Below are 21,947 nucleotides of genomic sequence, written 5' to 3' on the forward strand. Positions count from 1 at the left end.
CCGCTCTGGCTGCTGGTCAGGCTCCGCCAGGATAATTCGGGCTTTCGCGGGTAATCGTGACGTCATGGGCGTGGCTTTCACGAAGTCCGGCGTTGGATATGCGCACAAAAGTGGCGCGCTCGCGGAAATCAGCAAGGTCGCGCCCACCGACATAACCCATAGCGGCTTTTAGGCCGCCTGCAAGCTGGTGCAGCACGCCAGACACAGGTCCTTTGTAGGGCACCTGCCCTTCAATGCCTTCCGGGACCAGTTTCAGCGTGTCACGCACCTCGGCCTGGAAGTAGCGGTCGGCCGAGCCGCGCGCCATGGCGCCGACCGAACCCATGCCGCGATAGGCCTTGAAGGAGCGGCCCTGGTGCAAATAGACCTCGCCCGGGCTTTCGTCGGTGCCGGCGAGCAGCGAGCCGATCATGGCCGCACTTGCGCCGGCCGCGAGCGCCTTGGCCAGGTCGCCCGAATATTTGATGCCGCCATCGGCAATGACCGACACACCGGATTTGTGCGCCGTCTCGACCGCCGACATGATCGCCGAAAGCTGGGGAACGCCGACACCCGCAACGATGCGCGTGGTGCAGATCGAGCCTGGGCCGATGCCGACCTTGACGGCGTCGGCGCCGGCATCGATCAGCGCCCGAGTGCCTTCGGCGGTGGCGACGTTGCCGGCCAGGATGCGCACGGAGTTGGAAAGCTTCTTGGCCCTTGTCACGGCATCGAGCACACGCTGTGAATGGCCATGCGCGGTGTCGATGACCAGGAGATCGACGCCGGCGTCGATCAGCCGCTCGGCGCGCTCGAAGCCGTCATCGCCGACGCTGGTGGCGGCGGCGGCGCGCAGCCGTCCCTGCGCGTCCTTGGTGGCGTGCGGGTTGAGCTGCGACTTCTCGATGTCCTTGACGGTGATCAGGCCGACGCAATTGCCTTTTTTGTCGACGACGACGAGCTTTTCGATGCGGTGCTGGTGCAGCAGCCGCTTGGCTTCGTCCTGGTCGACATTCTCCTTGACCGTGATCAGGTTCTCACGGGTCATCAACTCATAAACCTTCTGCGAAGGATCCGAGGCGAAGCGGACGTCGCGGTTGGTCAGGATGCCGACCAGCCGACCGATCTTCTGGCCGCCGGTGCCGCCATTCTCGACCACCGGAATGCCCGAAATGGAATAGGTGCGCATCAGCGCCAGTGCGTCGGCCAGCGTGGCATCGGGGCCGATGGTGACCGGGTTGATGACCATGCCGGACTCGAATTTCTTGACCTGGCGCACCTGCTCGGCCTGTTCGGCCGGCGAGAAATTGCGGTGGATGACGCCGATGCCGCCGGCCTGCGCCATGGCGATGGCAAGCCGTGCCTCCGTGACGGTGTCCATGGCGGCCGACAGGATCGGCACATTGAGGTCGATGTCGGTGGCGATGCGGGTGCGGATATCGGTCTCGCCGGGCATGACCTCGGAATGGCCGGGCTGCAGCAGCACGTCGTCAAAGGTCAGCGCCAGCGCGCCGGTGGACGTTTCGATGATTTTTGCCATGGCCAGTCCTTCGAATACGAAAAAGCGCTGGGAGAATACAAAAAAGCGCTGGACCGCAATGGACAGCGCCGACTCGTTTCTTCCCTTTCAGGATTGGCGCTGGCTGGTAACACGTCGCGGCGCCGATGAAAAGCGGGTGATTGCATGTCACCGCAAAGTGTTGAGCCTGGCCCGATAGCCGCCACCACGGGTTGCGGTCGCACAAAAGTGACAGCAAATTAATGCGACATCCGGGTAAGGGCGTGATAACCGCCTTTTCGTGCCGGCTTGCCCCGGTCGGCACGCACCTTTTGCCAGTTCGGACGCGTTCGTTGAACCGCATCATTCCGCTCATACTGGCGGTCGCTCTTTTCATGGAAAACATGGATTCGACCGTCATCGCGACATCGCTGCCGGCGATCGCCGTCGACATCCACACCAGCCCAATCGCGCTCAAGCTGGCGCTGACCGCCTATCTGGTGTCGCTGGCGATCTTCATTCCGATCAGCGGCTGGATGGCCGACCGGTTTGGCGCCAAGAACGTGTTTCGGGCAGCGATCGGTGTGTTCATCCTGGGCTCGGTCGCCTGCGCCATCTCCAATTCGCTGCCGGCCTTTGTCGTCTCGCGCTTCCTGCAAGGCATAGGCGGCGCCATGATGACGCCGGTCGGCCGCCTGGTGCTGGTGCGAGCGACGCCGAAAAGCGAACTGGTCGCCGCCATGTCGTGGTTGACTGTGCCGGCGCTGGTCGGGCCGCTTGTGGGGCCACCGATCGGCGGCTTCATCACCACCTATTTCACCTGGCACTGGATTTTCCTGATCAACGTGCCGATCGGGCTGATCGGCATCTGGCTGGCGACGCGCTTCCTGCCGCAAACCGATGCCGCAGAAACGCCGCCGCTCGATTTTCCCGGCTTCGTGCTAAGCGGGCTCGCCGCATCGGGCGTTGTCTTCGGCCTGTCCGTGGTCAGCCTGCCCTATCTGCCGCCGGCGATCGGCTTCATCACCGTGGCGGTCGGGCTGATTTCCGGCGCACTCTACCTCCTGCATGCGCGGCGCGCCAAAAACCCTCTGCTGGCGCTGGAACTGTTCCGCAACCAGGTGTTCCGCTCCTCGGTGCTCGGCGGCTCGCTGTTTCGCATCGGCATCGGCGCGGTGCCGTTCCTGTTGCCGCTGATGTTCCAGATCGGCTTCGGGCTGACGCCGTTCCAGTCGGGCATGATCACCTTCGTCTCGGCCATCGGCGCCATCGGCATGAAGTTCGTCACGGCGCTGATCTTCCGGCTGGCCGGCTTCCGCCGCGTTTTGATCTGGGGCTCGCTGATCGCCGCCGCATCGATCGCCATATACGGCCTGTTCACGCCGGAGACGCCTTACGCGCTGATGCTGGCCATATTGCTGGTTGGCGGCTTCATCCGCTCGATGTTCTTTACCGGCGTCAACGCGCTTTCCTATGCCGAGGTGTCGGCCGAAGACACCAGCAAGGCGACGCCGATCACGGCGGTGTTCCAGCAACTGTCGATCGCGCTCGGCGTGGCGCTGGCCGGCGGCATCCTGGAAGTCTCGACCTCGATCCATGGCGGCCCGCTGACGCTTGGCGATTTCCACATCGCCTTCTTCATTGTCGCGGCTGTATCGGCGGCAGCGTCGATATCGTTCATGCGGCTGGCGTCGGACGCCGGCAATGCGGTGTCGGGACATGGCCGGCTGACGACGCCGAAGACGCTGGAGCCAGTGAGCACGGCGGGGAAGTAGCGGCGCGGCGCCTTCCCTTCTCCCCCTGTGGGAGAAGGTGGATCGGCGCGCAGAGGGGTGTTCCAGCGGAGTGAGACGTTGGCGTTCCCTGGAACACCCCTCATCCGTCGCCTTCGGCGACACCTTCTCCCACAAGGGGAGAAGGAAGAACGCGCCCTTTGAAATCCTTCGCCAGCAGATACAGCTCCACCGACTCGTCCCGCGACGCCGGCGGCTTCACGTGATGCACCGAGCGAAAGTTCTTCTTGAGCATGGAGAGCAGCTCATTCTCGGCGCCGCCCTGAAACGTCTTGGCCAGAAAATGCCCGCCCGGCTTCAGCACCGACAGCGCGAAATCGGCGGCGACCTCGCACAGATGCATGGTGCGGATGTGGTCGGTTCGCTTGTGGCCGGTGGTCGGCGCCGCCATGTCGGACAGCACGACATCAGGGTCGCCGCCCAGCGCTTCGGCGAGCTTTTGCGGCGCTTCGGGGTCCAGGAAATCCATGAGCAGCACGGGAGCGCCGGGCACGGCATCCATTTCGAGATAGTCGATGCCGATGACATGCGGATTCTCCGCCGTCGATTTCGTCCTCGCGGCCGCCACCTGGCACCAGCCGCCGGGCGCAGCCCCGAGGTCGATGACCTTCATGCCGGGCTTCAAGAGATGATGCTTGTCGTCGATCTCGATCAGCTTGTAGGCCGCGCGCGAGCGGTAGCCGTCGGCCTTGGAGCGCTGGACATAGGGGTCGTTGATGTGGCGCTGCAGCCAGCGGCGCGACGATTCCTTCAGGCCGCTCTTTTTCTTGATCCGCGTCTTCAACACGCGGATGCTGGCAGAACCTGGTTTTTCCGGTTTCTTAGTCACTGTCGGCCACGCCCACTGTTGCGCCAGACGCCGTCATCGGCCATCAGCTCGCTCAAAATGCCTTCGCGCAGACCACGGTCGGCGACGCGCAGCCGCTCCGACGGCCACACCGCGCGGATGGCTTCGAGGATAGCACAGCCGGCCAGCACCAGATCGGCGCGGTCGGCGCCGATGCAAGGGTTGGCGCAGCGCTGCTGGAAATCCCAGCCGACCAGCTTTTCGACCATGCGGTCGACGCTGTCACGGTCCATCCACAACCCGTCGACCCGGCGGCGGTCGTAGCGCTCGAGGTCGAGATGGACGCCGGCCAGAGTCGTCACCGTGCCGGACGTACCGAGCAGATGGAATTTCGGGCTGGCCAGCACATGGCTCAGCCGGTCGCGGCCGTCGAAGGACCTCAGCCGCACGGCGACATCCTCGACCATGGCGGCAAAGATCTCGCGCGTCACCGTGCGGCCGCCAAAACGCTCGGCGAGCGAGACGACGCCGACCGGCAGCGACGTCCATGACACGATGTGGTTGGCAAGCCGCGGCGAGCGCTGGCCGGTGAGGTCGATCAGCGCGATTTCGGACGAGCCGCCGCCAATGTCGAACAACACCACGCCTTGCGTGTCGCGCTCGACCAGCGAGCCGCAGCCCGACACCGCAAGACGGGCCTCGGTCTGGCGGTCGATGATCTCGAGTTTCAGACCGGCCTCGCGCTCGACACGCTGCAGGAATTCGACGCCATTGTCGGCGGTGCGGCAGGCTTCGGTGGCGATCAGCCGCGCCTTCTTGATCTTGCGGTTGCGCAATTTATCGCCGCAGATTTTCAGCGCCTCGACGGCGCGGTCCATCGCCGCCTGGCTCAGGTGCCCGTTGGCGGTCAGCCCCTCGCCCAGCCTGACGATGCGCGAGAACGCGTCGATGACGCGGAACTGGCCATGGCGCTGCGGCACCGCGACCAAAAGCCGGCAATTGTTGGTGCCGAGATCGAGCGCGGCAAACACCGGCAATTCCTGCATCGGCGGCCGCTGTATAGGCTGTTCAGGGCTGGGCTGCGGAGCCGGAGGTGCGACTAGAGGGCTCGGGGCAGCGATGCTGACGGCCGGCGGGCCGGCTGCAACGAGGTGCGCTGATACCGCCAGCCCATCGCGTGCAAAAACCTTGCGTCCGCGCCGGCGCTTGCGCCGCTTTCTCGCTTTGCCTCGCTGAGGCTGGGCGTCGCCGGCCTGTCCGTCACCGGACTGGGGCCCCGCCTGGCGGGGCCGCCCGGCGGATGGGCTTGCCTGGCCTGACGGCGGCGAAGCCCTGGACACGCCCACTTCCGGCGCGCCTGCGCCGGTGTCGTGGTCTTCCACTTCGGGTCCTTCCGGCGCCGCGCGAACCGGAAACCGGACGCAGCAGGCACCTAAATGTTTTAAGTTGCCGCCAGAGTAGCAGTGCGGGACCGGATCACCAAGAGCAGCGGGTCAAATTTTGCCGGCATCATGCAGCGGCAATGCTTGCGGCGTTGAATAGCGGGGCTTGTCCGGTTGAATAGCCGGCTTCAATGAGGCATTTCTGAAATGAGGGGTAACATTGGTGAATCGCGGATTTTTTCGCGCCCGCCTGGGCGATGGGCAGCAACGCATGATGGGAACTCCATGAACTGGAGGCGCTATCTGTGGCCGGTCATCGGCATTGCAGCGGTGATCTTCTCGCTGCTGTTGCTGTGGCATGAGCTGCGCGGCATCTCGCTCGACGACGTCTGGGACGGCATCGTCGCTATCCCGACGCGCGGCTGGGTGCTGGCGGCGCTGAGTTCGGTGGTCGCCTACGCCTCGCTTGCCGGCTACGACCACATCGCGCTCTTGCATATCGGCAAGAAAGTGTCGTGGCTGTTCGTCACCTTCTGCTCCTTCACCACCTACGCGCTGTCGCACAATATTGGCGGCTCGGTGTTATCGGGCGCGGTGATCCGCTACCGCGCCTATGGCACCAGGGGGCTGACCGGCCAGGATGTCGGCATATTGGTGGCGATCTGCTGGATCACCTTCGTGCTCTCCAGCCTGCTGGTCGGCGGCCTGGTGCTGGTGTTCGAGCCGCAGATCATCGGCCGCTTCTCCGGCGCTCCGCATCATGGGCTGGCGATCGCCGCCGGCATCGCTTTGCTCACTCTGGTCGGCGCCTACATCTTCGGCAGCTGGCTGCATCTGAAGCCGCTGAAAATCGCCGGCTTCCAGGTGCACTACCCGGCGCTGCCGATCGTGGCGCGGCAGTTGCTGATCGGCCCGATCGAGCTGCTCGCCGCGGCGGCGATCATCTTCTTTGCCCTGCCGTTGGCCGGCAATCCCGGCTATTTCGTTATCCTCGGCGTGTTCCTGGTGTCGTTCTCGGTGGCGCAGATCTCGCACGCGCCGGGCGGGCTCGGCGTGTTCGAGGTGGTGTTCCTGGCCGGTCTGTCGCAGATGGATCCGGTCGGCGTGCTGGCCGCACTTTTGGTGTTTCGCCTGTTCTACCTGATCATCCCGCTTGTGATCGCGCTTGGGGTGGTGCTGTTCTTCGAGCATTCGCAATACAGCCGCGGCGAGATGTAGCCCCTGCCCGCCGTGCACCGACGCACAACAAACCAAAAGCCCATGATTGAAACGCAGCGCAGGCTTGACTATTTTCCGGCGGCGGCTACAAGGCACGCGCGGCTGCTTCGGCGGCCCACCAGCGCGACAGCGCCTGCTGGGGAATAGGTTAACGGTAGACCCACGGACTCTGACTCCGTTAGTCCTGGTTCGAATCCAGGTTCCCCAGCCAAACAAAATCAATCACTTAGCTACCAAATCCGCCCCAAACCATGTTGCTGGTCCCCAAATGCGTAGCAACGTAAGCCCTTGATTTGTAAGGAGTGATAAGGATCGGAGGCTGCGAATAGCAACATGGATAGCAACATGGCAAATTTGCATTTCCGCGGTGGGATCATTCCGCCCTCCTCCGCGTTGAGAGAGAATTCACGGAGGACTCAACATGGGCGACGAACGGCACGAAAAAATTCAGCAACGAGCATACGAAATTTGGGAGCGCGAAGGCGGCGTGCATAGCGACCCAGAGAAACATTGGCACCAAGCTGAGGCAGAAATCGAGCGCGAGAATCAATTGGAAACTGATCAGGCATTTACCGAACCAAGTGCCGCTGGAGCGATGGTGCTATCGGCCAAGACGAGAAACCAGCGGCGTGCTGAGGCCGCCAGTTCCGACGTCATGACGGTAGAGGCGCTGGCGATGCGTACCGGCATTACGGGCGACCAAGCCCAAGACCTAATTGATAGGTTGGGCGATGACCGCGAGGCGATCGAGGAGGCAGCCCGGAGTTTGGCGACCGGCCAACAGAATTTCAGCAAATAGAAAAGACCCCGCCGAAGCGGGATAAACCTTCATGTGATCCGGTAGCGCCTTCGTTTAGGGCGGCAACACCTTCACACAATTGCGGCGCGGGATTGTAGCCGCTACTTTATTAGGTGTCGGCCATCTACTCCTCCCAAGCGATGGCGTGCCAAGCTCACCCCCCCCGCGAGCTTGAAATCAACCCGCTGCCTCTCCCCCAGGCAGCGGGTTTTTCACACTGTGCAAAGTTATCAGACGGCAACACGCGGGTCGTATTGCGTGCCAGCGAGCAGGCAGTCTGACCACGCCTCGTCATCGATCGGCTTGAGGCAGTCGCCCTCAATCGTGCGATCCCTACAGGGATCCAAGATGGCGAATGAGCGCACGCCGTAAATCTCGCATCCTTTGGCCGTCCTAACCCGCCCCATCACTAGCGACGGTAAGCTTTGGTCTTTGTGTGTTACGAACTCACCTGGTTCGAAACGCCAGCCCGCTGCATCTGCCACCGGCTCGCCCCCACCCCTCAAGGATCGAGCCGCCAATTCAGCCTCGCGGGGGAACGATGCGGCAAGCCGTGAAGGAGTCAAGCCATTGACTTTACTAGTTATTTTTGTACTTTTGTCAATACCGGCTAGGCTTTTTCGCCTAGCCCGCGGCCGCTTTGGCCGGCGCCATTCAGGCAACCTCCAGCGAGCGGCGCCGGCCATCCTCCCCTTGCTGAAATCGTCAAGCGCACCATTGCGGGAAGCGAAGCTTGCGTTCGCGCACAGGTTGCGCGATGCTACCGCGGGGCAAGGGGGCAGAAAATGGCACGCAATATCGAGAAGGCGGCTATCACCATCGACAAGTGGGAGGTAGCCATGAGTGAAGTAGTCGGCGGTGTCGTCTTACTCCTTTACCCGGCCGAAGGTGATGTTGTTCCGATCATACTTAGGCCCGCTCAGGCAACAAAGCTGGGCCACGATTTACAATCGCCCAAGTTCATACCCAAACCTACTGTCCAATAAGCCTCACAGCTGCCCTGGATTTGGTACCTCGGCACATCGTCATCCTCGCTGGCGCGGTCTGGCGCTACAGGCAGCGCGATATGATCGGCATGGCCGCTTGCCTCCTGATGGCCGCGCTGGGCGCCTATATCCTGCTGCCCTAGCCCTTCTTCACCTTCGGCGTGATCTCCTCGCACCGTGCCTTGTCGCCGATCTCCTTGGCCATCTCCAGCGATTTGGGCGCAATAGGCCTGCCAGGCGGCCGGCTTGGGTCCTTTGATCAGGCGACCTCCCAGCAGGCGCCGGGCATTTTCTAAGCGGGCGGTCCGCAGGATTTAGATCGGCCGCAGGTCGCAACTAAGCAAATTGGCTGAGGCTGCATAAGCGAACGTATGAGACGACACCGATTGCCTTCAAAGTAGCTTGCGCTCATTCTTAAGTCAGCCAGCACCGCGCCTCGTTCAAGCCAGACTGGTCAGGCCCAGCGGCAGCCGCCACAAGTCCCCTAGACCACGCCGCTGGGCCGCCCTGCTACAGTCTCTTCCGCGATCACACCATATGCAACGGCGGCCCGTCTGTTAGACTATCTTGGCGGCGGACCCTATTTTCCGCCATGGCCGGCGCCCCCCGCCTAAGGCACCCCAACAAGCGCCCTTGCGGCGCCGGCCATTTTCACCGGCGTTCGCTGCGGACCATCGTCCAAAAGACTGTATTCCCACAACTCCAGCGAGAGCGGTATGCTCACTACTCGGCGCGCTTCCCTCAAAGCGCCGTCGCTGTAAGGCTCGGCGCCCTCTGGTTTGTTCAGTGTCGAAAGGAGGGCGCCGGCCCCAGACTAGCCATTGCTGTTCTCCTACGCTGGATCGTCTCGCCAAATCGGATCACGGTTGATCTTGATTGCAACCAGACGGCGGATGCGCAGTCCGACTGCCTCGCGCCCTGAAGCTATGGCAAACTCGCCGAGCGAAGACCCCAACAGCCTCAAGCCCGGTGAGCCTACAACCTGATCAGAATGCGCGATCAGGACCGGGGTCAGCCGGCAAGCTCGTGCAGCAAGACTCATGCCAGCAATTATTTCCCGAAATGGGACTGAGTGAAAGCAAGGTGATCTGATCTGGGGAAAACGTCCGCGCCGGGTTCTGTTGCGGAGTTGCTAATACTAGGGTGGCATTAGCCGGCTCGCCAGCCCCGAGTCGGTTAGGCCCGGCGGTAAGTCGAATTCACCCCAACGGACTCTGTCGGGCCGCTTGGTGGGTCACCCGCATATTGTCTACATTAGCAACCGCTTGACTAAGCGGCGAGCCGCGCCAGAATCGTCACCATGGCGCGGGAAATCAACATAGGTGACAAGGTGGCAATCTTCGCCACTGTGGGAAAGCGTATCGAGGATCGCGTTACCCTCCACATTCTCACGGCCAACAGTCCCTATTCGATCATCGATCCAAAGGCGAAGCCAGGCGACAAACTTAGGTTCGAGGGCGATGTCGTCTTTGTCGACGAGGAGTTGGGCCGCGTCACTGTGCAAGTGCTCGGGCGTGTCACGGTCGAAGCCAGTACGGTCGAGTTGGTGAGGAAATTCGAACGGCCAACATATATGCTTAGCTGAGCGCATGGGAGGGAAGGATGCGCGTCACAGGCCTGCATTTCCTATTAGCCGGGCTCACGATGCCAATTGCAGCCTTCGCTCAAGGCGAAGTATCGGTCGAACGAGGGTTGCAGGTATCAATCGTCGGCGGTTGTCACGATTGCCATACGGAAGGCTACAGCGAAACAGAAGGCAAGATTGATCCTGAAAAGGCTTTAATGGGCAGCTCGGTCGGTTGGCGCGGTCCCTGGGGCACGACCTATGCAACCAATCTTCGGATAGATGCTTCGGTAATGAGCGAGCGTGGATTCGTAGGGATGCTGAAGCGCATTAGAACGTCTCCACCGATGCCTTGGTACAATCTTCGAGCGATGGAGGAGAGCGATATGCAATCGCTCTATCAATACATTAGGTCGCTCGGCAAACACGGGAAGCCGGCCCCTAGCCGCATTCGCTCTGATAAGGAACCGACGACGCCATACGTTCAACTTGTGCCACCCCAAACGCCGAAGAACTGACAAATATGCCAGAGCTGAGCGAAGAACAGCGCCCTGCAAAAAGCGTAGCGTCAGATAAACTGACCCACTACCCTAGCTGACGACAATATGGACTCTCTTCAACTTCAAATGGGCGTTTACGCTCTGGGTTCGTAAAAAGATCGGAGAAGAAGGTAGCTCTATTGAGAAGCCACCCTTCAGGCTCTCATCCAGTGGAACACCATCGGGCCGGTTTGGCCGCCTGCCGCTGATAATCAGGACAAGGCGAGCGCGTTTGTTGCCTTGCCGGTATTGGCACCAGGCCGGGACCAAAGTCCGGCTTGTGACTGGCCTCAAGCAAGTGCAACATCGCTGAGAAACCCGACGGTTGAGGGCCTGGTTCGCAACAGACAAGGCGGCCCAGGCTCTTCGTTTTTCGGGGGCGATGTTTGAGGGAGAAGTGCATTGTTCGTCGATTACTACGAACTCTTGGAGATCAGCCCCAACGCCAACTCGGAGACGCTTGAGCGAATATTTCGCTATTTTGCGATGCGCTATCATCCCGACAATCAGCAAACCGGAAATGAAGCCCGCTTCAGTGAAATAGTAGAAGCACACAATGTCCTGAAAGATCCGGTCAAGCGCGCCCAATACGACATCTCCTATCGAGAGCATGCCGGTCTGCGCCTTCAATTGGCCGAGGAAGCAAGCGACGGCAAAGGCATTCAGAAGGACGCTGTGGTCCAGGCCAAACTGCTTTCTCTGCTCTATGTGAAGCGCCGCCAGGATGTCAGCAACCCCGGGATTGGCGACGTCGAAATCGAACGGTTATTGGGCTGTCCGCGAGAGCATCTCGAGTTCCATCTTTGGTACATGAAGGCGAAGGGATGGATCGCAAGAATTGAGAACGGGACAATCGCGATCACGGTTGAAGGCGTCGACCGCGCCGATTCCGAACTGCGTCGCGATACCAGCATTCGGCTCCTGGGATCGTAGAACATTGAACCGTTGACCTATGCTACTTGCAGGTCCGGCGGTCAAAACCCTAACGCCAGCGCGTTTTGCGGCTGCTATGCGTCGGCGCAGACGCCGAGCTCGCAAAGCCTGGCGCTGGCCTCCTCGACGCTCATTTCCACCGGCGAGATCGCCCTGTACTCGACCGGCTTGTCCTGCCAGTCCTTCGAAGTGAACGTCCGCCCGGCGAGCTTGAAGATGGCTCGAACCGCTACGCCTGACACGTGCGGCATTTCCGTCGAGCAGATGGCGAACGCGGTGTAGGCTGGCGTCAGGCCGCTGCGGGCCGCATCGCGCTCGACATCGCTGCGGCAGCGCGTCACGCCGATCCCGGAAAAATCGCTACGGCGCAGGACAACCAAGCCCTTGCCGGGGAGGCGCGCATAAACGCCGGTCTGGTCGAATGCCTGGCTCAGATAATACGTGCCGATATCCCCGTTGAAATCGGGAAAGGTGATCGAGGCGTGCAGATATTGCCAGAAATAGATCATGGCCACGGCCGCGACGGCCAGCATGGCGGCACCGGCGCGCTGCTGCGGCGGTGTCGGCTTCCAGCCGAAAATCCAGCCGCGCTCCCTGACCACGCGCGGCGTCGCCAGCAGCGGCGCGGACGGGTTGCCGCTGAATAGGCGCCAGCGCGTCTCTATTTCCTGCCACAACTCGTCGGCGGGTACGGTCAGCAGGTCGTGGTGGAAGGCGACTTGCACCATCTCGTCCCTGGGAACGAAGTGGACGTTCCATCCAGGACCCCGCCCCCACCACGATTTGACCGGATTGTTGGCGTCGAAAAATTCCCGCGACACAAGCGCTGCCGTCACGTCGCGGGAGATATGACCCTTCGCCCCCCTGATGTCGATCAGTTCGAGACCGTGGATCTCGCTCCACGGAATGCGGAGTTCCTTGTTCTTCGCGATACGGAACAGGATGCCGGAGGGAGACAGCTCGAGCATCGGCTTTCGCGGGCTGTTGCGACGATGAAAGGCGAAGCCGATGTAGGCGAGGCTGGCAAAGATGATGAACAATGCGACCACCCTCGCCTCACTGTCGTCGCTGCTGTCGCCACCGCGCGCGAGAAACAGGACCAGGATGGCAAGAGCCATGAAACCCAGCGCCCAGGGGATCTTCTTGAACAGATATTTTTCGATGCCGAAGGCCCGCGTCGCGGTGGCGTCGACCTCTTTGCTGTTCGTGCTGGTGTCGTTCATGGGGTCGCGATCAAGGCTGTTCGTGCCCGATTACAGCACCGGGCGAAACGGTGCGTCAATGAGGTGTGTCACAGACGGGCAGCCGCAAGCCGGCGGCTCGGGGCGAGATTCCCGGAGCGAAAAAGATTGGCTGGTTTGTGGTACTGGCTAAGCTTCGTCAAAGGTTCCTGCCCAAGGTCGCGTCATGCCCACCGATAGCCAGTACATTCTCGAACGCATCCGCCAAGGCTGCGTGACGCTTTCCGAGGACGAGTTCGTCATCGACAGGCTGGTGAAGTATGTCGGCAATGGCAGGATCCGCTGGCACGTCGAATTGCGTGGGCATCGCATCGAGCTGACCACCGGCCAGATCAAGAAGCAGCCGACCTTCCGCAGAAAAATTCTTGAACAAGCCGGCGTGCTGCCGCCGCAGCGCGCAGGGGCTGACTACAGGCGATGGGCACTCGATCTGAGGAGAAATGCCATCGAGCTTCCGTGGCGCGACAGGCCGGTCGATGCCGGTTTCGCCATCGACAGGCTCGCCAGCCACGGCGATGGGCGCTGGACGGTTGAATACCAGGGCAAGGTCATCAAGTTCACGACGACCAAACTGCGCAGGCAAGTCAGCTTCCGCAAACGTATGCTGGCCAAGGCCAAGGTGCTGCCGCCCGAGCTGGCTCCTGCCGCCTATCGCAAGTGGATGGACTGGCTCATTCAAAACGCCACAGAGGCCGCACCGCAGGCCGGCCAAGCGTCGATGACGGAAAAGAGCTGGCTTGACGACCTGCCGGAGCTGGCCGGCTGGGAAAATGCCGCGCTGTCCGGAGAGACCGACTAGGACAGCTACTAATCAGTAATAGGATTTATCTGCATTTTAACTAATGTAGATCATCCTTACGGATTGTGTCTCGCGGCTTGTGGACAGAGCAGCATGGTCGACCTTGTGGATGAGGATGAAGTTCCAGCACCCGGCCGATCCGGACGCTGGCGCGTAATAGCTTTGACGACCCTCCAGATCGCCCCACCGGTCATTTCGGTGGGATGCGCCATCATGGCCGGCTATTTCGCCTTTGCGACCTCCAGCAAAAAGCCGCCCGCAGACATGGCAGCACTAGCCGTGTCGATCATGAAATCGGGCGATGCTTCTCCGGAACTGCGCGATTGGGCAGCGGACGTTCTGGGGATACAGACCGATATTGGAATGCCTACCAAAACTGCCCAGCAATAACCACCTGCTTGGCTTGATATTCCTACGTCAGGAATTTGGTCGCCGCCCAAGCCGGCGGCCGGCGCCGCTCATCCACGAGATTGCCCGAGGAGGCGCCGGCCAGGCGGGCATTGGGGTACCCGCCGTCGCTAAATTAGCATTCGTGCATTGACCTGGAATGGCGCGAACGCGGAAGGCTGGCAGCCGCGGCACTACAGCAATTTTTCCCAAGACCCGGAACCCTCAACGCTGCAATGGTTGTGACCCCAGCGTCTTGGCGCGGCTTGCCCTGGAGACAATCATGACGACGTTTCTCACCGCTCTCGGCTCTGAAGGTCCTCCAGCCGACCGGGCGAAAGAGATGGACCTCTATGGATGGTTGATTGGCAGCTGGGACATGGAGACGGTCCACCACCGCAACGACGGCACAAGTCAGAAAATGGACGGCGAATGTCACTTTGGCTGGGTGCTGGAAGGCCGCGCCATTCAGGACATCTGGATCAGGCCCAGGCGCCCTTCCCCGTCCACCATGTATGGCACGACCTTGCGCGTCTTCGACCCCGGGATCGGTGGCTGGCACATCATCTGGAGCGATCCGCTCAACCAGGACTATTCGCGCCAGATCGGGCGGGCCGAGGGCAAGGATATTGTCCAGATCGGCGCTGACTCGCGCGGTCTGCAGGCCCGATGGCGGTTCACCGAGATCACCGCCGACAGCTTTCACTGGATCGGCGAGGAGAGACGCGCGGAGAGCGACCCCTGGCGCGTGACGTATGAACATTTTGCGCGGCGGACGGGTTCCTGAAGCACGCCTGCGCTTTTTGCTGCCAGCTTCCGGCATCAGCCGGGCATCCAGTGTCCCAGCACTTTGGCCTTGCAGGCTGGTTAAGGTCGGGCAGGTGCTAAGATAGATTAGCGAGAGCTTAACCAACGCCAAGCCAGTATCTCAAAATCCGCCGAGACAAGCGCGCCAATAAACTCTTATGTATTGAGCGCGAATAGCGGGTAGACAAGCGAAGATTCCAATAGCATTGTTGGCACTGGGACGGGGCTCGACCGGCAAGCGCTAACGATGCTTGTCGGTGGTTGGCAACAGCTAAACCGTACAGCCGTAATTGCCGCGGTTGTAAGACAAGGAGTCCCAACGATGCCGAACCCAAGCCAGGCCAGCGATCAATGGTGGGTCAACGACCAGACGCCGGATAATCCCTATGGCAAAAGCGAAGATTACGGCGCCTTCCTCGACTACCTTGGAGCGCTGGACCGGTCGCTGACACCGGCTATCGCGGCGGGAACGCTAAGGATCAATGTCTCTGACCTCAACGACCATCCCGAATACAAGGCCGCCGCGATCGGCGCCTTGCAGATGTGGGCCAGTGTCACGCCTCTGAAGTTCGAAATCGTCGACAACGCACCCTACAACAGCGCGACCGACTGGATGCAGGTTGTCAGCCCCGAACTGGGCGAGGAGGACGACGGCAGCGCCTATTCCAACGACCGCTATGTCAGCATAGGTCAGCGTTTCCACGACACCGAGCACAACAAGACGGATATTGGCGGCTATGTGTTCGATTCCTTCATCCACGAATTCGGTCACGAGTTCGGCCTGAACCATCCCGGCCTTTACAATTACAGCGGTCCCGGCGGCGTGCAGATCAATTATCTGAACAATGCGACCTGGACCTACGACCGCCAGCAATACAGCGTCATGTCCTATTTCGACGGGATCGATGTCGGTGAACCCACCCGCTGGTCGGCATCAACGCCGATGATGGCCGACATCGAGGCTGTCATCCGCCGCTTTTTCTCGACCGTCGACGAGAATGGGGTGCGCACCTATCAGCATATCGACCTCAACACGGGCGATAACGTCTACGGCTTCGGCAGTACTGTGGATGGATACCGGCTGACCTCCTCGGGCATGCAGCACGACATCGGTTTTGTGATCCATGACACCGGCGGAACCGACACGATCGACTTCTCCGGCTCGACGGCCGGCACAATCCTTGACTTGCGCGCCGGACAGTTCTCCAGCGTCAACGGCCATAGCAACAATGTGTCGATCTTTGCCGGGCACAACGCCGATGGGACCGACTACTACATCGAGAACGGCATCGGCAGCAGCCATGACGACGTCCTGATCGGCAATGACGGAAACAACGTGCTGGATGGCCGCGGCGGCGGCGACCGCATGGCCGGCAATGGCGGCGACGACACCTACTTCGTCGACTCCCTCGACGACATCGTGCGCGAGGAAGCCAATGGAGGGAATGACACTGTCGTTCTGCTGTCCCGGAACTTGAATATCCGGAAAATTGCCAACGTCGAACACATCATCTACGCCGACGAGTCGACACTCCAACCGGGAGATGGCGGAAGCGAAACGCCTCCCATCATCGGCGACAACACGATGACCAGCGTCATCTTCGGCGACAATGGGAATAATACGCTGGACGGCGGCGCCGGCAACGACACGATCTTCGGCCAGGGCGGCGATGACCTCATCATCGGCGGCCGCGACTCGCTCGCCAGCCGCGACATCAACAACACCATCGATGTCGCCGACCTTGAAGACCAGACCGAGAGCGACGACGGCAATGACACGCTCTATGGCGGCGGCGGCAACGATACGATCCTCGGCGGCCAGGGCAACGATATTCTCGACGGCGGCGCCGGCGACGATACGCTGAGCGGCCAGGATGGCGTCGACATATTCAGGGGCGGCGTGGGCGTCGACACGGTCGACTACAGCAAGGAAAGCCCCTTCCAGCTGCTCGTCAACCTCGCCACGAACGTTGCCAATGGCGGCACCGGCACGGGCGACACCTTCTACAGCATCGAGAACCTGATCGGGTCCGATGACCGCATCGACCGTTTCATCGGTACGTCGGCGGCAAATCATTTCTGGGGCCGGGGCGGCGGCGACTATTTCAACGGCGGCGGCGGCAACGACATACTGGATGGCGGCAATGACGGCGACATCCTGTACGGTGAAGCCGGCAACGACACCATCATCGGCGGCGGCGGCCAGGACTATCTGGATGGCGGCGCCGGTATCGATACGGCCGTCTACGAAGGCAGCTCCTCGGGTGTGACGATCGACCTCGCCAATGGCACGGCCAACGGCGGTGACGGCGATGGCCCGGTGCAGATCGTCGGGCGCGGCACCGTTATCCGACACGACATCCTCGTCGGTTTCGAAAACGCCGTCGGTTCATTCTTCGACGACCATCTCATCGGCAATGCCCAGGCTAACAAACTTTCCGGCGGCGCGGGCAACGACACGCTGACCGGCGGGGGCGGCGCCGACACATTGAATGGCGGCGCCGGCAGCGACACGGCGGACTACGCCGGCGCGACCAGCGGGCTCAGTCTCAAGCTGGGTGGCGGCAAATCCGGCGGCGACACCTATATCTCGATCGAAAATCTGGCCGGTTCGGGCTTCAACGATCACCTGACGGGCGACGGCTCGGCCAACGTGCTGACCGGCCAGGGCGGCGCCGACAAGATCGACGGCGGCGGCGGCGATGACACTCTGCTCGGCGATTTCGCCTATCAGGGCGATGCTCCGCCACGCCCGGGCATGGGCACCGGCTACGCCACGCTCGGACCCGATGCGACGAACAATTCGATCTCGACCGCCTTCGACATCTCGAACAACTTCTCGCTGGCCGCCGACCCCGACATCTTCGATTCGACGACCACCCTTCACACCACCGTCAACGCCACCGGAAACGGACTGGGCGGATATTACAGTATCAACCTGGCTGCCGGCACGATCATCTCCATCGACATCGATGGTATTGCCGACCCCAATGTCCATGACAGCATCGTCAGGCTGCTGGACAGCGATGGCAATGTCGTCGCCCAAAACGACGATGGCGGCGACGACCCCGGCTCCACAAACGGCCGGGATTCGAGCACGAGCTTCATCGTTCAGGAAACCGGAACCTACTATATTCTGGAAGGCGAATGGTCGGCCTCGGCTCCCGGCGATGGCTGGGTGGAATCCGTGCCCGAGGGCTCGACATATAAACTGAACGTATCGGTCGAATTCCCACCAGCGCCGGCTCAACCGGGCGTAGCGGGCGCCGATACGCTCTCAGGCGGCGGCGGCAACGACCTGCTGGATGGCGGGCTGGCTGCCGACACGCTGACCGGCGGCGCGGGCGAGGACTATTTCCGCTTCTCGACAGCGCTCGGGAACGGCAATATTGACTGGATCAAGGACTTCAAGGTCGCCGACGACACGATCCTGCTGGACAACCTCATCTTTGCCAGCGTTGGCGGCGACGGCGCCCTCGCCCTGGGCTCATTCTACAAGAGCGCAGCGGGTGCTGCTCATGATGCCGACGACCGCATCATCTACGATACCGACAATGGAATATTGTCTTACGACGCCGATGGTTCTGGACAAGAAGCAGCCATTCAATTTGCGCACCTAAACACAAATCTGGATCTTTCGGCTGCAGACTTCATTGTCATCTAACGCGTTACCAGGAGGGGGCTTTCGGGCTTCCCTCCTGAAGCGCGTCGCCGCAGCGAAAAGGGAGAGGACGCAATGACCGACCGCCGCACAGTATTGATGGCCGCAGGAGTTGCGGCTGTCGCCGCGGCCACCGGGGCAGCGGCTGCGCAATCGACGGATATTCGCGGCTCAGTCACGTTCGTGGGCGGCAAGGCTATCCCGGAAGGTCATCTGGAGATCTATCTCGAAGACCCCGCCATTCAGGACAGTGCGCGACGTCGCGCTGCGAAAACCAGCCTCAAAAGCGAGGGCGGCTCAAAGACGATAGAATTTTCCTTGCCCCTGCCCGCAAGCTCGACGGCTTCACCAACGCTGCAGGTCGTTGCGCGCCTGGAGCGTGCGGACGGCTGGCTGGTGGCGCGGGGCAGCGCCCAGGTCGAGGCGGGCTTGCCCGTCCATGTCACGCTCAAGGCAGTTACGTATTGAAGGACGCGATGCCATATTCCGATTGCGAGCTTGCATGCAGCTGACGCCATCGCCGCCGCTTACGCTGGTCGGAATTCTGGCGTCCTTTCGACGTGCTTTTTCGGGCATTGTCCTGATGAGCGGGGTGGTCAACGTGCTAACCCTGACCGGCTCGTTCTTCATGCTGCAAGTCTATGACCGGGTCGTTCCGGGTCGCAGCGTGCCGACGCTGGTCGGCCTGGCGGTGCTGGCGGGAACACTGTTCGTGTTTCAAGGGGTGCTGGAGCTGATCCGTTCTCGCCTCATGGTGCGGCTGGGACAGGGGTTGGACGCAAAGCTGAGCCCGTCGGTCTATTCGGCGCTGATGCGCCTGCCGCTGCGCGCCAAGGCTTCCGGCGACGGACTGCAGCCCTTGCGGGATCTGGATCAGGTTCGCGCCTTTATCGGCAGTCCCGCGCCGACCGCGCTGTTCGACCTGCCATGGATGCCGCTCTATATCGGCATCTGTTTCATTTTTCATTTCTGGATCGGCGTCACCGCGCTTGCCGGCGCCGTCGTCCTGTTTGCACTGACGCTTCTGGCCGAATTCCGGACCCGCGGCCCGACAAGGATCGCCGGACAGCACGCAGCCGTCCGCAGCAGCTTGGCCGAGGCAACAAGGCGCAATGCCGAAGCCATGCAGGCCATGGGTTTTGGCGGGCGTATCGCTGAGCGATGGCATGCCGTAAATGCCGAGTACCTGGACGCCCACGCGGCAGCCAGCGATGTGGCGGGAACGCTTGGAACGATTTCCAAGATCCTGCGATTGATGCTGCAATCGGCCATGCTGGCGATCGGCGCTTATCTGGTCATCCAGCAAGAGGCGACCGGCGGCATCATGATCGCAAGCTCGATCATGATGGGCAGGGCGCTGGCTCCGATCGAACTGGCGATAGCGCATTGGAAGGGCTTCATTGCGGCGCGGCAAAGCTGGGCACGCCTGAAGCAGCTGTTGGCTGCGCTGCCGGAAGGTGCAACCGGCGTAACCCTGCCTGCGCCGGTCAGCGCGTTGGCGGTTGAGAATGTCAGTGTCGCGCCGCCGGGCGAACGGACGCCGGTGGTGTGGGATGCAACTTTTTCACTGGCCAGGGGATCGGGCTTGGGGGTCATCGGCCCGAGCGCTTCCGGTAAATCGTCGCTGGTGCGTGCGCTTGCGGGTGTCTGGCTGCCGGCGCGGGGCGCCGTGCGGCTGGACGGCGCGACGCTTGACCAGTGGCCGACCGACGAGCTGGGCAAACATATCGGCTATCTGCCGCAGGATGTGCAGCTGTTTGATGGAACGATTGCGCAAAACATCGCCCGCTTCGACCCGGATGCGTCGTCCGATATGGTGCTTGCGGCGGCCAAGGCCGCCGGCGTGCATGATCTCGTCGTGCATCTGGCCGACGGGTACGACACTAGGGTTGGCGAAGCTGGGGCCTCGCTGTCGGCGGGGCAAAGGCAGCGTATCGCCCTTGCGCGCTCTCTCTATGGCGATCCGTTCATGGTCATCCTGGACGAGCCGAACTCCAATCTCGATGCTGACGGTGAAGTGGCCTTGTCCGCCGCCATCCAGGGCATCAGGGACCGCGGCGGTATCGTTATCGTCGTCGCACACCGATCCACTGTCCTGGCCAATGTCGATACGGTGCTGGTGATGGCCAACGGACATATGCAGGCCTTCGGTCCGAAGGATGAGGTGCTGAACAAGGTTTTCCGAACGGCAGCACCGCTCAAGGTCGTTGCCGCTACGGAGAGAGGCGTCCCGGCATGAGCGAGGATAGAGCCGCTTTGCATCACAAGCAGGTCCACCGCTATCTCGTGGCCGGGGTTGCTACCTGTCTGCTGCTTGTCGGCGGTGTTGGCGGCCTGGCGGCAGTGACCAAAATGTCGGGTGCGGTGATCGCGGCTGGCCGGCTGGTGGTCGATTCCAATGTAAAGAAGGTTCAGCATCCGACCGGCGGCGTGGTCGGGGAGATCAGGGTGCGTGAAGGCGACCGGGTCAAAGCAGGCGATATTCTGGTGCGCCTTGACGAGACGACAACGCGCGCCAACCTGGCGATCGTCTCAAAAGGTCTGGATGAGTTCTATGCGCGGTTGGCGCGCCTGGAGGCAGAGCGTGACGGCAAGGACACGATCAGCTTCCCGGAGGTTTTGACATCGCGGCGTGGCGAGGCCGGGGTCGCCGCATCGATGGCCGGAGAACAATCGCTGTTCGATTTCCGGCGCCAGGCGCGGTCTGGCCAGCGATCGCAATTGCGCGAACGGATCGCCCAGTTGACGCAGGAGACTGCCGGCCTGACCGAGCAGCTGCAGGCCAAACGCCGCGAGATCGAGCTGATCCAGATCGAGCTGGAAGGCGTGCGATCCCTGTGGCATCGCAAGCTGATAGGGATCGAGCGCATGACGGCGCTGGAACGGGACGCGGTGCGGCTCGAAGGCGAGCATGGGCAGTTGACCGCGGGCATTGCCCAGGTGAAAGGCAAGGCGGCCGAGATCGAACTGCAGATCATCCAGATCGACCAGGATCTTCGCAGCGAGGTCGCGACCGATTTACGCGAAGCGCAAGGAAAGATCTCCGAGTTCGTCGAACGCAAGGTGGCAGCCGAGGACCAGTTGAAGCGCATCGATCTGCGCAGCCCGCAGGATGGCGTGGTGCTGCAATTGGCCGTGCATACGATCGGCGGGGTCATCACGCCCGGCGAACAGGTGATGCAGATCGTACCGGTAACGGACGACCTGACCGTTGAAGCGCATATTGCGCCGCAGGATATCGACCAGATAACGATGGGCCAGAATGCGATTTTGCGCCTGTCGGCCTTCAATCGGCAAACCACGCCGGAACTGACCGGGACGCTGTCGCGGATCTCGGCGGATCTTACCACCGAGGAGCGCACCGGAGCAGCCTTCTATGTTGCGCGGGTGACGCTGCCGAAAACCGAGGTCGCCAAGCTGCGCGGGCTGGCGCTGGCGCCGGGCATGCCGGCCGAAGTGTTCTTCCCGACGGGCGACCGGACGATGCTTTCCTATCTGGTGAAGCCGCTGTCGGATCAGATCCAGAAAGCTTTCCGCGAAGAATGAAGCCGCACCTTTGAGAGCTGAAGCATCC

20 protein-coding genes and 1 tRNA gene are annotated in these 21,947 nt (G+C 61.7%); 17 read left to right on the top strand and 4 right to left on the bottom strand.

All coding sequences use genetic code 11. The annotated features are described in order from the left end of the window. Positions 1 to 16: 16 nt before the first annotated feature. Entirely contained in the window at positions 17 to 1,519 is a 1,503-nt protein-coding gene (guaB, locus tag AC1D1L_RS09295) for an IMP dehydrogenase (RefSeq protein WP_477340635.1), read from the bottom strand. Here guaB and AC1D1L_RS09300 point away from each other — a divergent pair. Both AC1D1L_RS09300 and AC1D1L_RS09305 read left to right on the top strand, forming a co-directional pair. Next, positions 1,506 to 1,697 (top strand): hypothetical protein, encoded by a 192-nt coding sequence (locus tag AC1D1L_RS09300; protein WP_477340637.1) that lies wholly within the window; start codon positions 1,506 to 1,508, stop codon positions 1,695 to 1,697. The two genes, guaB and AC1D1L_RS09300, sit on opposite strands and share 14 nt — an antisense overlap. Before the next feature lie 133 nt (positions 1,698 to 1,830). After that, a complete protein-coding gene (locus AC1D1L_RS09305) occupies positions 1,831 to 3,252 on the top strand; it encodes an MFS transporter (RefSeq protein WP_477340639.1) in 1,422 nt (473 codons plus the stop codon). Positions 3,253 to 3,352: 100 nt separating this feature from the next. On the opposite strand, the gene AC1D1L_RS09310 is transcribed toward AC1D1L_RS09305, so the two are convergent. Both AC1D1L_RS09310 and AC1D1L_RS09315 read right to left on the bottom strand, forming a co-directional pair. Beyond that, positions 3,353 to 4,099, bottom strand: a complete 747-nt coding sequence (locus AC1D1L_RS09310) for an RlmE family RNA methyltransferase (protein ID WP_477340641.1) — start codon at positions 4,097 to 4,099, stop codon at positions 3,353 to 3,355. After that, complete coding sequence (locus tag AC1D1L_RS09315; protein ID WP_477340643.1) at positions 4,096 to 5,439, bottom strand: Ppx/GppA phosphatase family protein; 1,344 nt, start codon at positions 5,437 to 5,439, stop codon at positions 4,096 to 4,098. The genes AC1D1L_RS09310 and AC1D1L_RS09315 overlap by 4 nt, the downstream gene beginning before the upstream one ends. Positions 5,440 to 5,724: 285 nt before the next feature. Between AC1D1L_RS09315 and AC1D1L_RS09320 the strand changes: the two genes are divergently transcribed. The 8 genes from AC1D1L_RS09320 (at position 5,725) to AC1D1L_RS09355 (ending at position 11,478) form a co-directional block, all read left to right on the top strand. After that, on the top strand, positions 5,725 to 6,657 hold the full coding sequence (locus tag AC1D1L_RS09320) for a lysylphosphatidylglycerol synthase domain-containing protein (RefSeq protein WP_477340645.1): 933 nt from the start codon (positions 5,725 to 5,727) through the stop codon (positions 6,655 to 6,657). Between the two features lie 137 nt (positions 6,658 to 6,794). Then, positions 6,795 to 6,868: transfer RNA gene (locus AC1D1L_RS09325), tRNA-Gln, on the top strand. A 210-nt stretch (positions 6,869 to 7,078) separates the two neighbouring features. After that, positions 7,079 to 7,456, top strand: coding sequence for a DUF2934 domain-containing protein (locus tag AC1D1L_RS09330; protein WP_477340647.1), 378 nt, complete (start codon positions 7,079 to 7,081; stop codon positions 7,454 to 7,456). 785 nt (positions 7,457 to 8,241) lie between these two features. After that, positions 8,242 to 8,442 (top strand): hypothetical protein, encoded by a 201-nt coding sequence (locus AC1D1L_RS09335; RefSeq protein ID WP_192253112.1) that lies wholly within the window; start codon positions 8,242 to 8,244, stop codon positions 8,440 to 8,442. Positions 8,443 to 8,462: 20 nt separating this feature from the next. After that, positions 8,463 to 8,585, top strand: a complete 123-nt coding sequence (locus tag AC1D1L_RS09340) for a hypothetical protein (protein ID WP_477340649.1) — start codon at positions 8,463 to 8,465, stop codon at positions 8,583 to 8,585. Positions 8,586 to 9,742: 1,157 nt separating this feature from the next. Next, positions 9,743 to 10,027, top strand: coding sequence for a hypothetical protein (locus AC1D1L_RS09345; protein ID WP_477340651.1), 285 nt, complete (start codon positions 9,743 to 9,745; stop codon positions 10,025 to 10,027). A gap of 17 nt (positions 10,028 to 10,044) precedes the next feature. Continuing rightward, entirely contained in the window at positions 10,045 to 10,524 is a 480-nt protein-coding gene (locus AC1D1L_RS09350) for a hypothetical protein (RefSeq protein WP_477340653.1), read from the top strand. A 423-nt stretch (positions 10,525 to 10,947) separates the two neighbouring features. Then, the gene (locus AC1D1L_RS09355; RefSeq protein ID WP_477340655.1) at positions 10,948 to 11,478 is read left to right on the top strand and encodes a J domain-containing protein; all 531 of its coding nucleotides are present in this window, start codon (positions 10,948 to 10,950) and stop codon (positions 11,476 to 11,478) included. A 74-nt stretch (positions 11,479 to 11,552) separates the two neighbouring features. On the opposite strand, the gene AC1D1L_RS09360 is transcribed toward AC1D1L_RS09355, so the two are convergent. Then, entirely contained in the window at positions 11,553 to 12,701 is a 1,149-nt protein-coding gene (locus AC1D1L_RS09360) for a hypothetical protein (RefSeq protein ID WP_477340657.1), read from the bottom strand. 184 nt (positions 12,702 to 12,885) lie between these two features. Here AC1D1L_RS09360 and AC1D1L_RS09365 point away from each other — a divergent pair, with 184 nt between their 5' ends. From AC1D1L_RS09365 to AC1D1L_RS09395, 7 genes are all read left to right on the top strand, one after another. After that, positions 12,886 to 13,518: a hypothetical protein gene (locus AC1D1L_RS09365; protein ID WP_477340659.1), complete on the top strand. Its 633-nt coding sequence runs from the start codon at positions 12,886 to 12,888 to the stop codon at positions 13,516 to 13,518. 93 nt (positions 13,519 to 13,611) lie between these two features. Further along, the gene (locus AC1D1L_RS09370; RefSeq protein ID WP_352589496.1) at positions 13,612 to 13,908 is read left to right on the top strand and encodes a hypothetical protein; all 297 of its coding nucleotides are present in this window, start codon (positions 13,612 to 13,614) and stop codon (positions 13,906 to 13,908) included. Between the two features lie 280 nt (positions 13,909 to 14,188). Next, on the top strand, positions 14,189 to 14,692 hold the full coding sequence (locus tag AC1D1L_RS09375; protein WP_477340661.1) for a hypothetical protein: 504 nt from the start codon (positions 14,189 to 14,191) through the stop codon (positions 14,690 to 14,692). Positions 14,693 to 15,034: 342 nt separating this feature from the next. After that, positions 15,035 to 18,376, top strand: a complete 3,342-nt coding sequence (locus tag AC1D1L_RS09380) for a M10 family metallopeptidase C-terminal domain-containing protein (protein WP_477340663.1) — start codon at positions 15,035 to 15,037, stop codon at positions 18,374 to 18,376. Between the two features lie 72 nt (positions 18,377 to 18,448). After that, the gene (locus AC1D1L_RS09385; protein WP_477340665.1) at positions 18,449 to 18,841 is read left to right on the top strand and encodes a hypothetical protein; all 393 of its coding nucleotides are present in this window, start codon (positions 18,449 to 18,451) and stop codon (positions 18,839 to 18,841) included. A gap of 34 nt (positions 18,842 to 18,875) precedes the next feature. Beyond that, on the top strand, positions 18,876 to 20,612 hold the full coding sequence (locus AC1D1L_RS09390) for a type I secretion system permease/ATPase (RefSeq protein ID WP_477340667.1): 1,737 nt from the start codon (positions 18,876 to 18,878) through the stop codon (positions 20,610 to 20,612). Next, positions 20,609 to 21,919, top strand: coding sequence for an HlyD family type I secretion periplasmic adaptor subunit (locus AC1D1L_RS09395; RefSeq protein ID WP_477340669.1), 1,311 nt, complete (start codon positions 20,609 to 20,611; stop codon positions 21,917 to 21,919). The genes AC1D1L_RS09390 and AC1D1L_RS09395 overlap by 4 nt, the downstream gene beginning before the upstream one ends. Positions 21,920 to 21,947 lie beyond the last annotated feature (28 nt).

The organism is Mesorhizobium sp. P2_D6 (assembly GCF_056404315.1).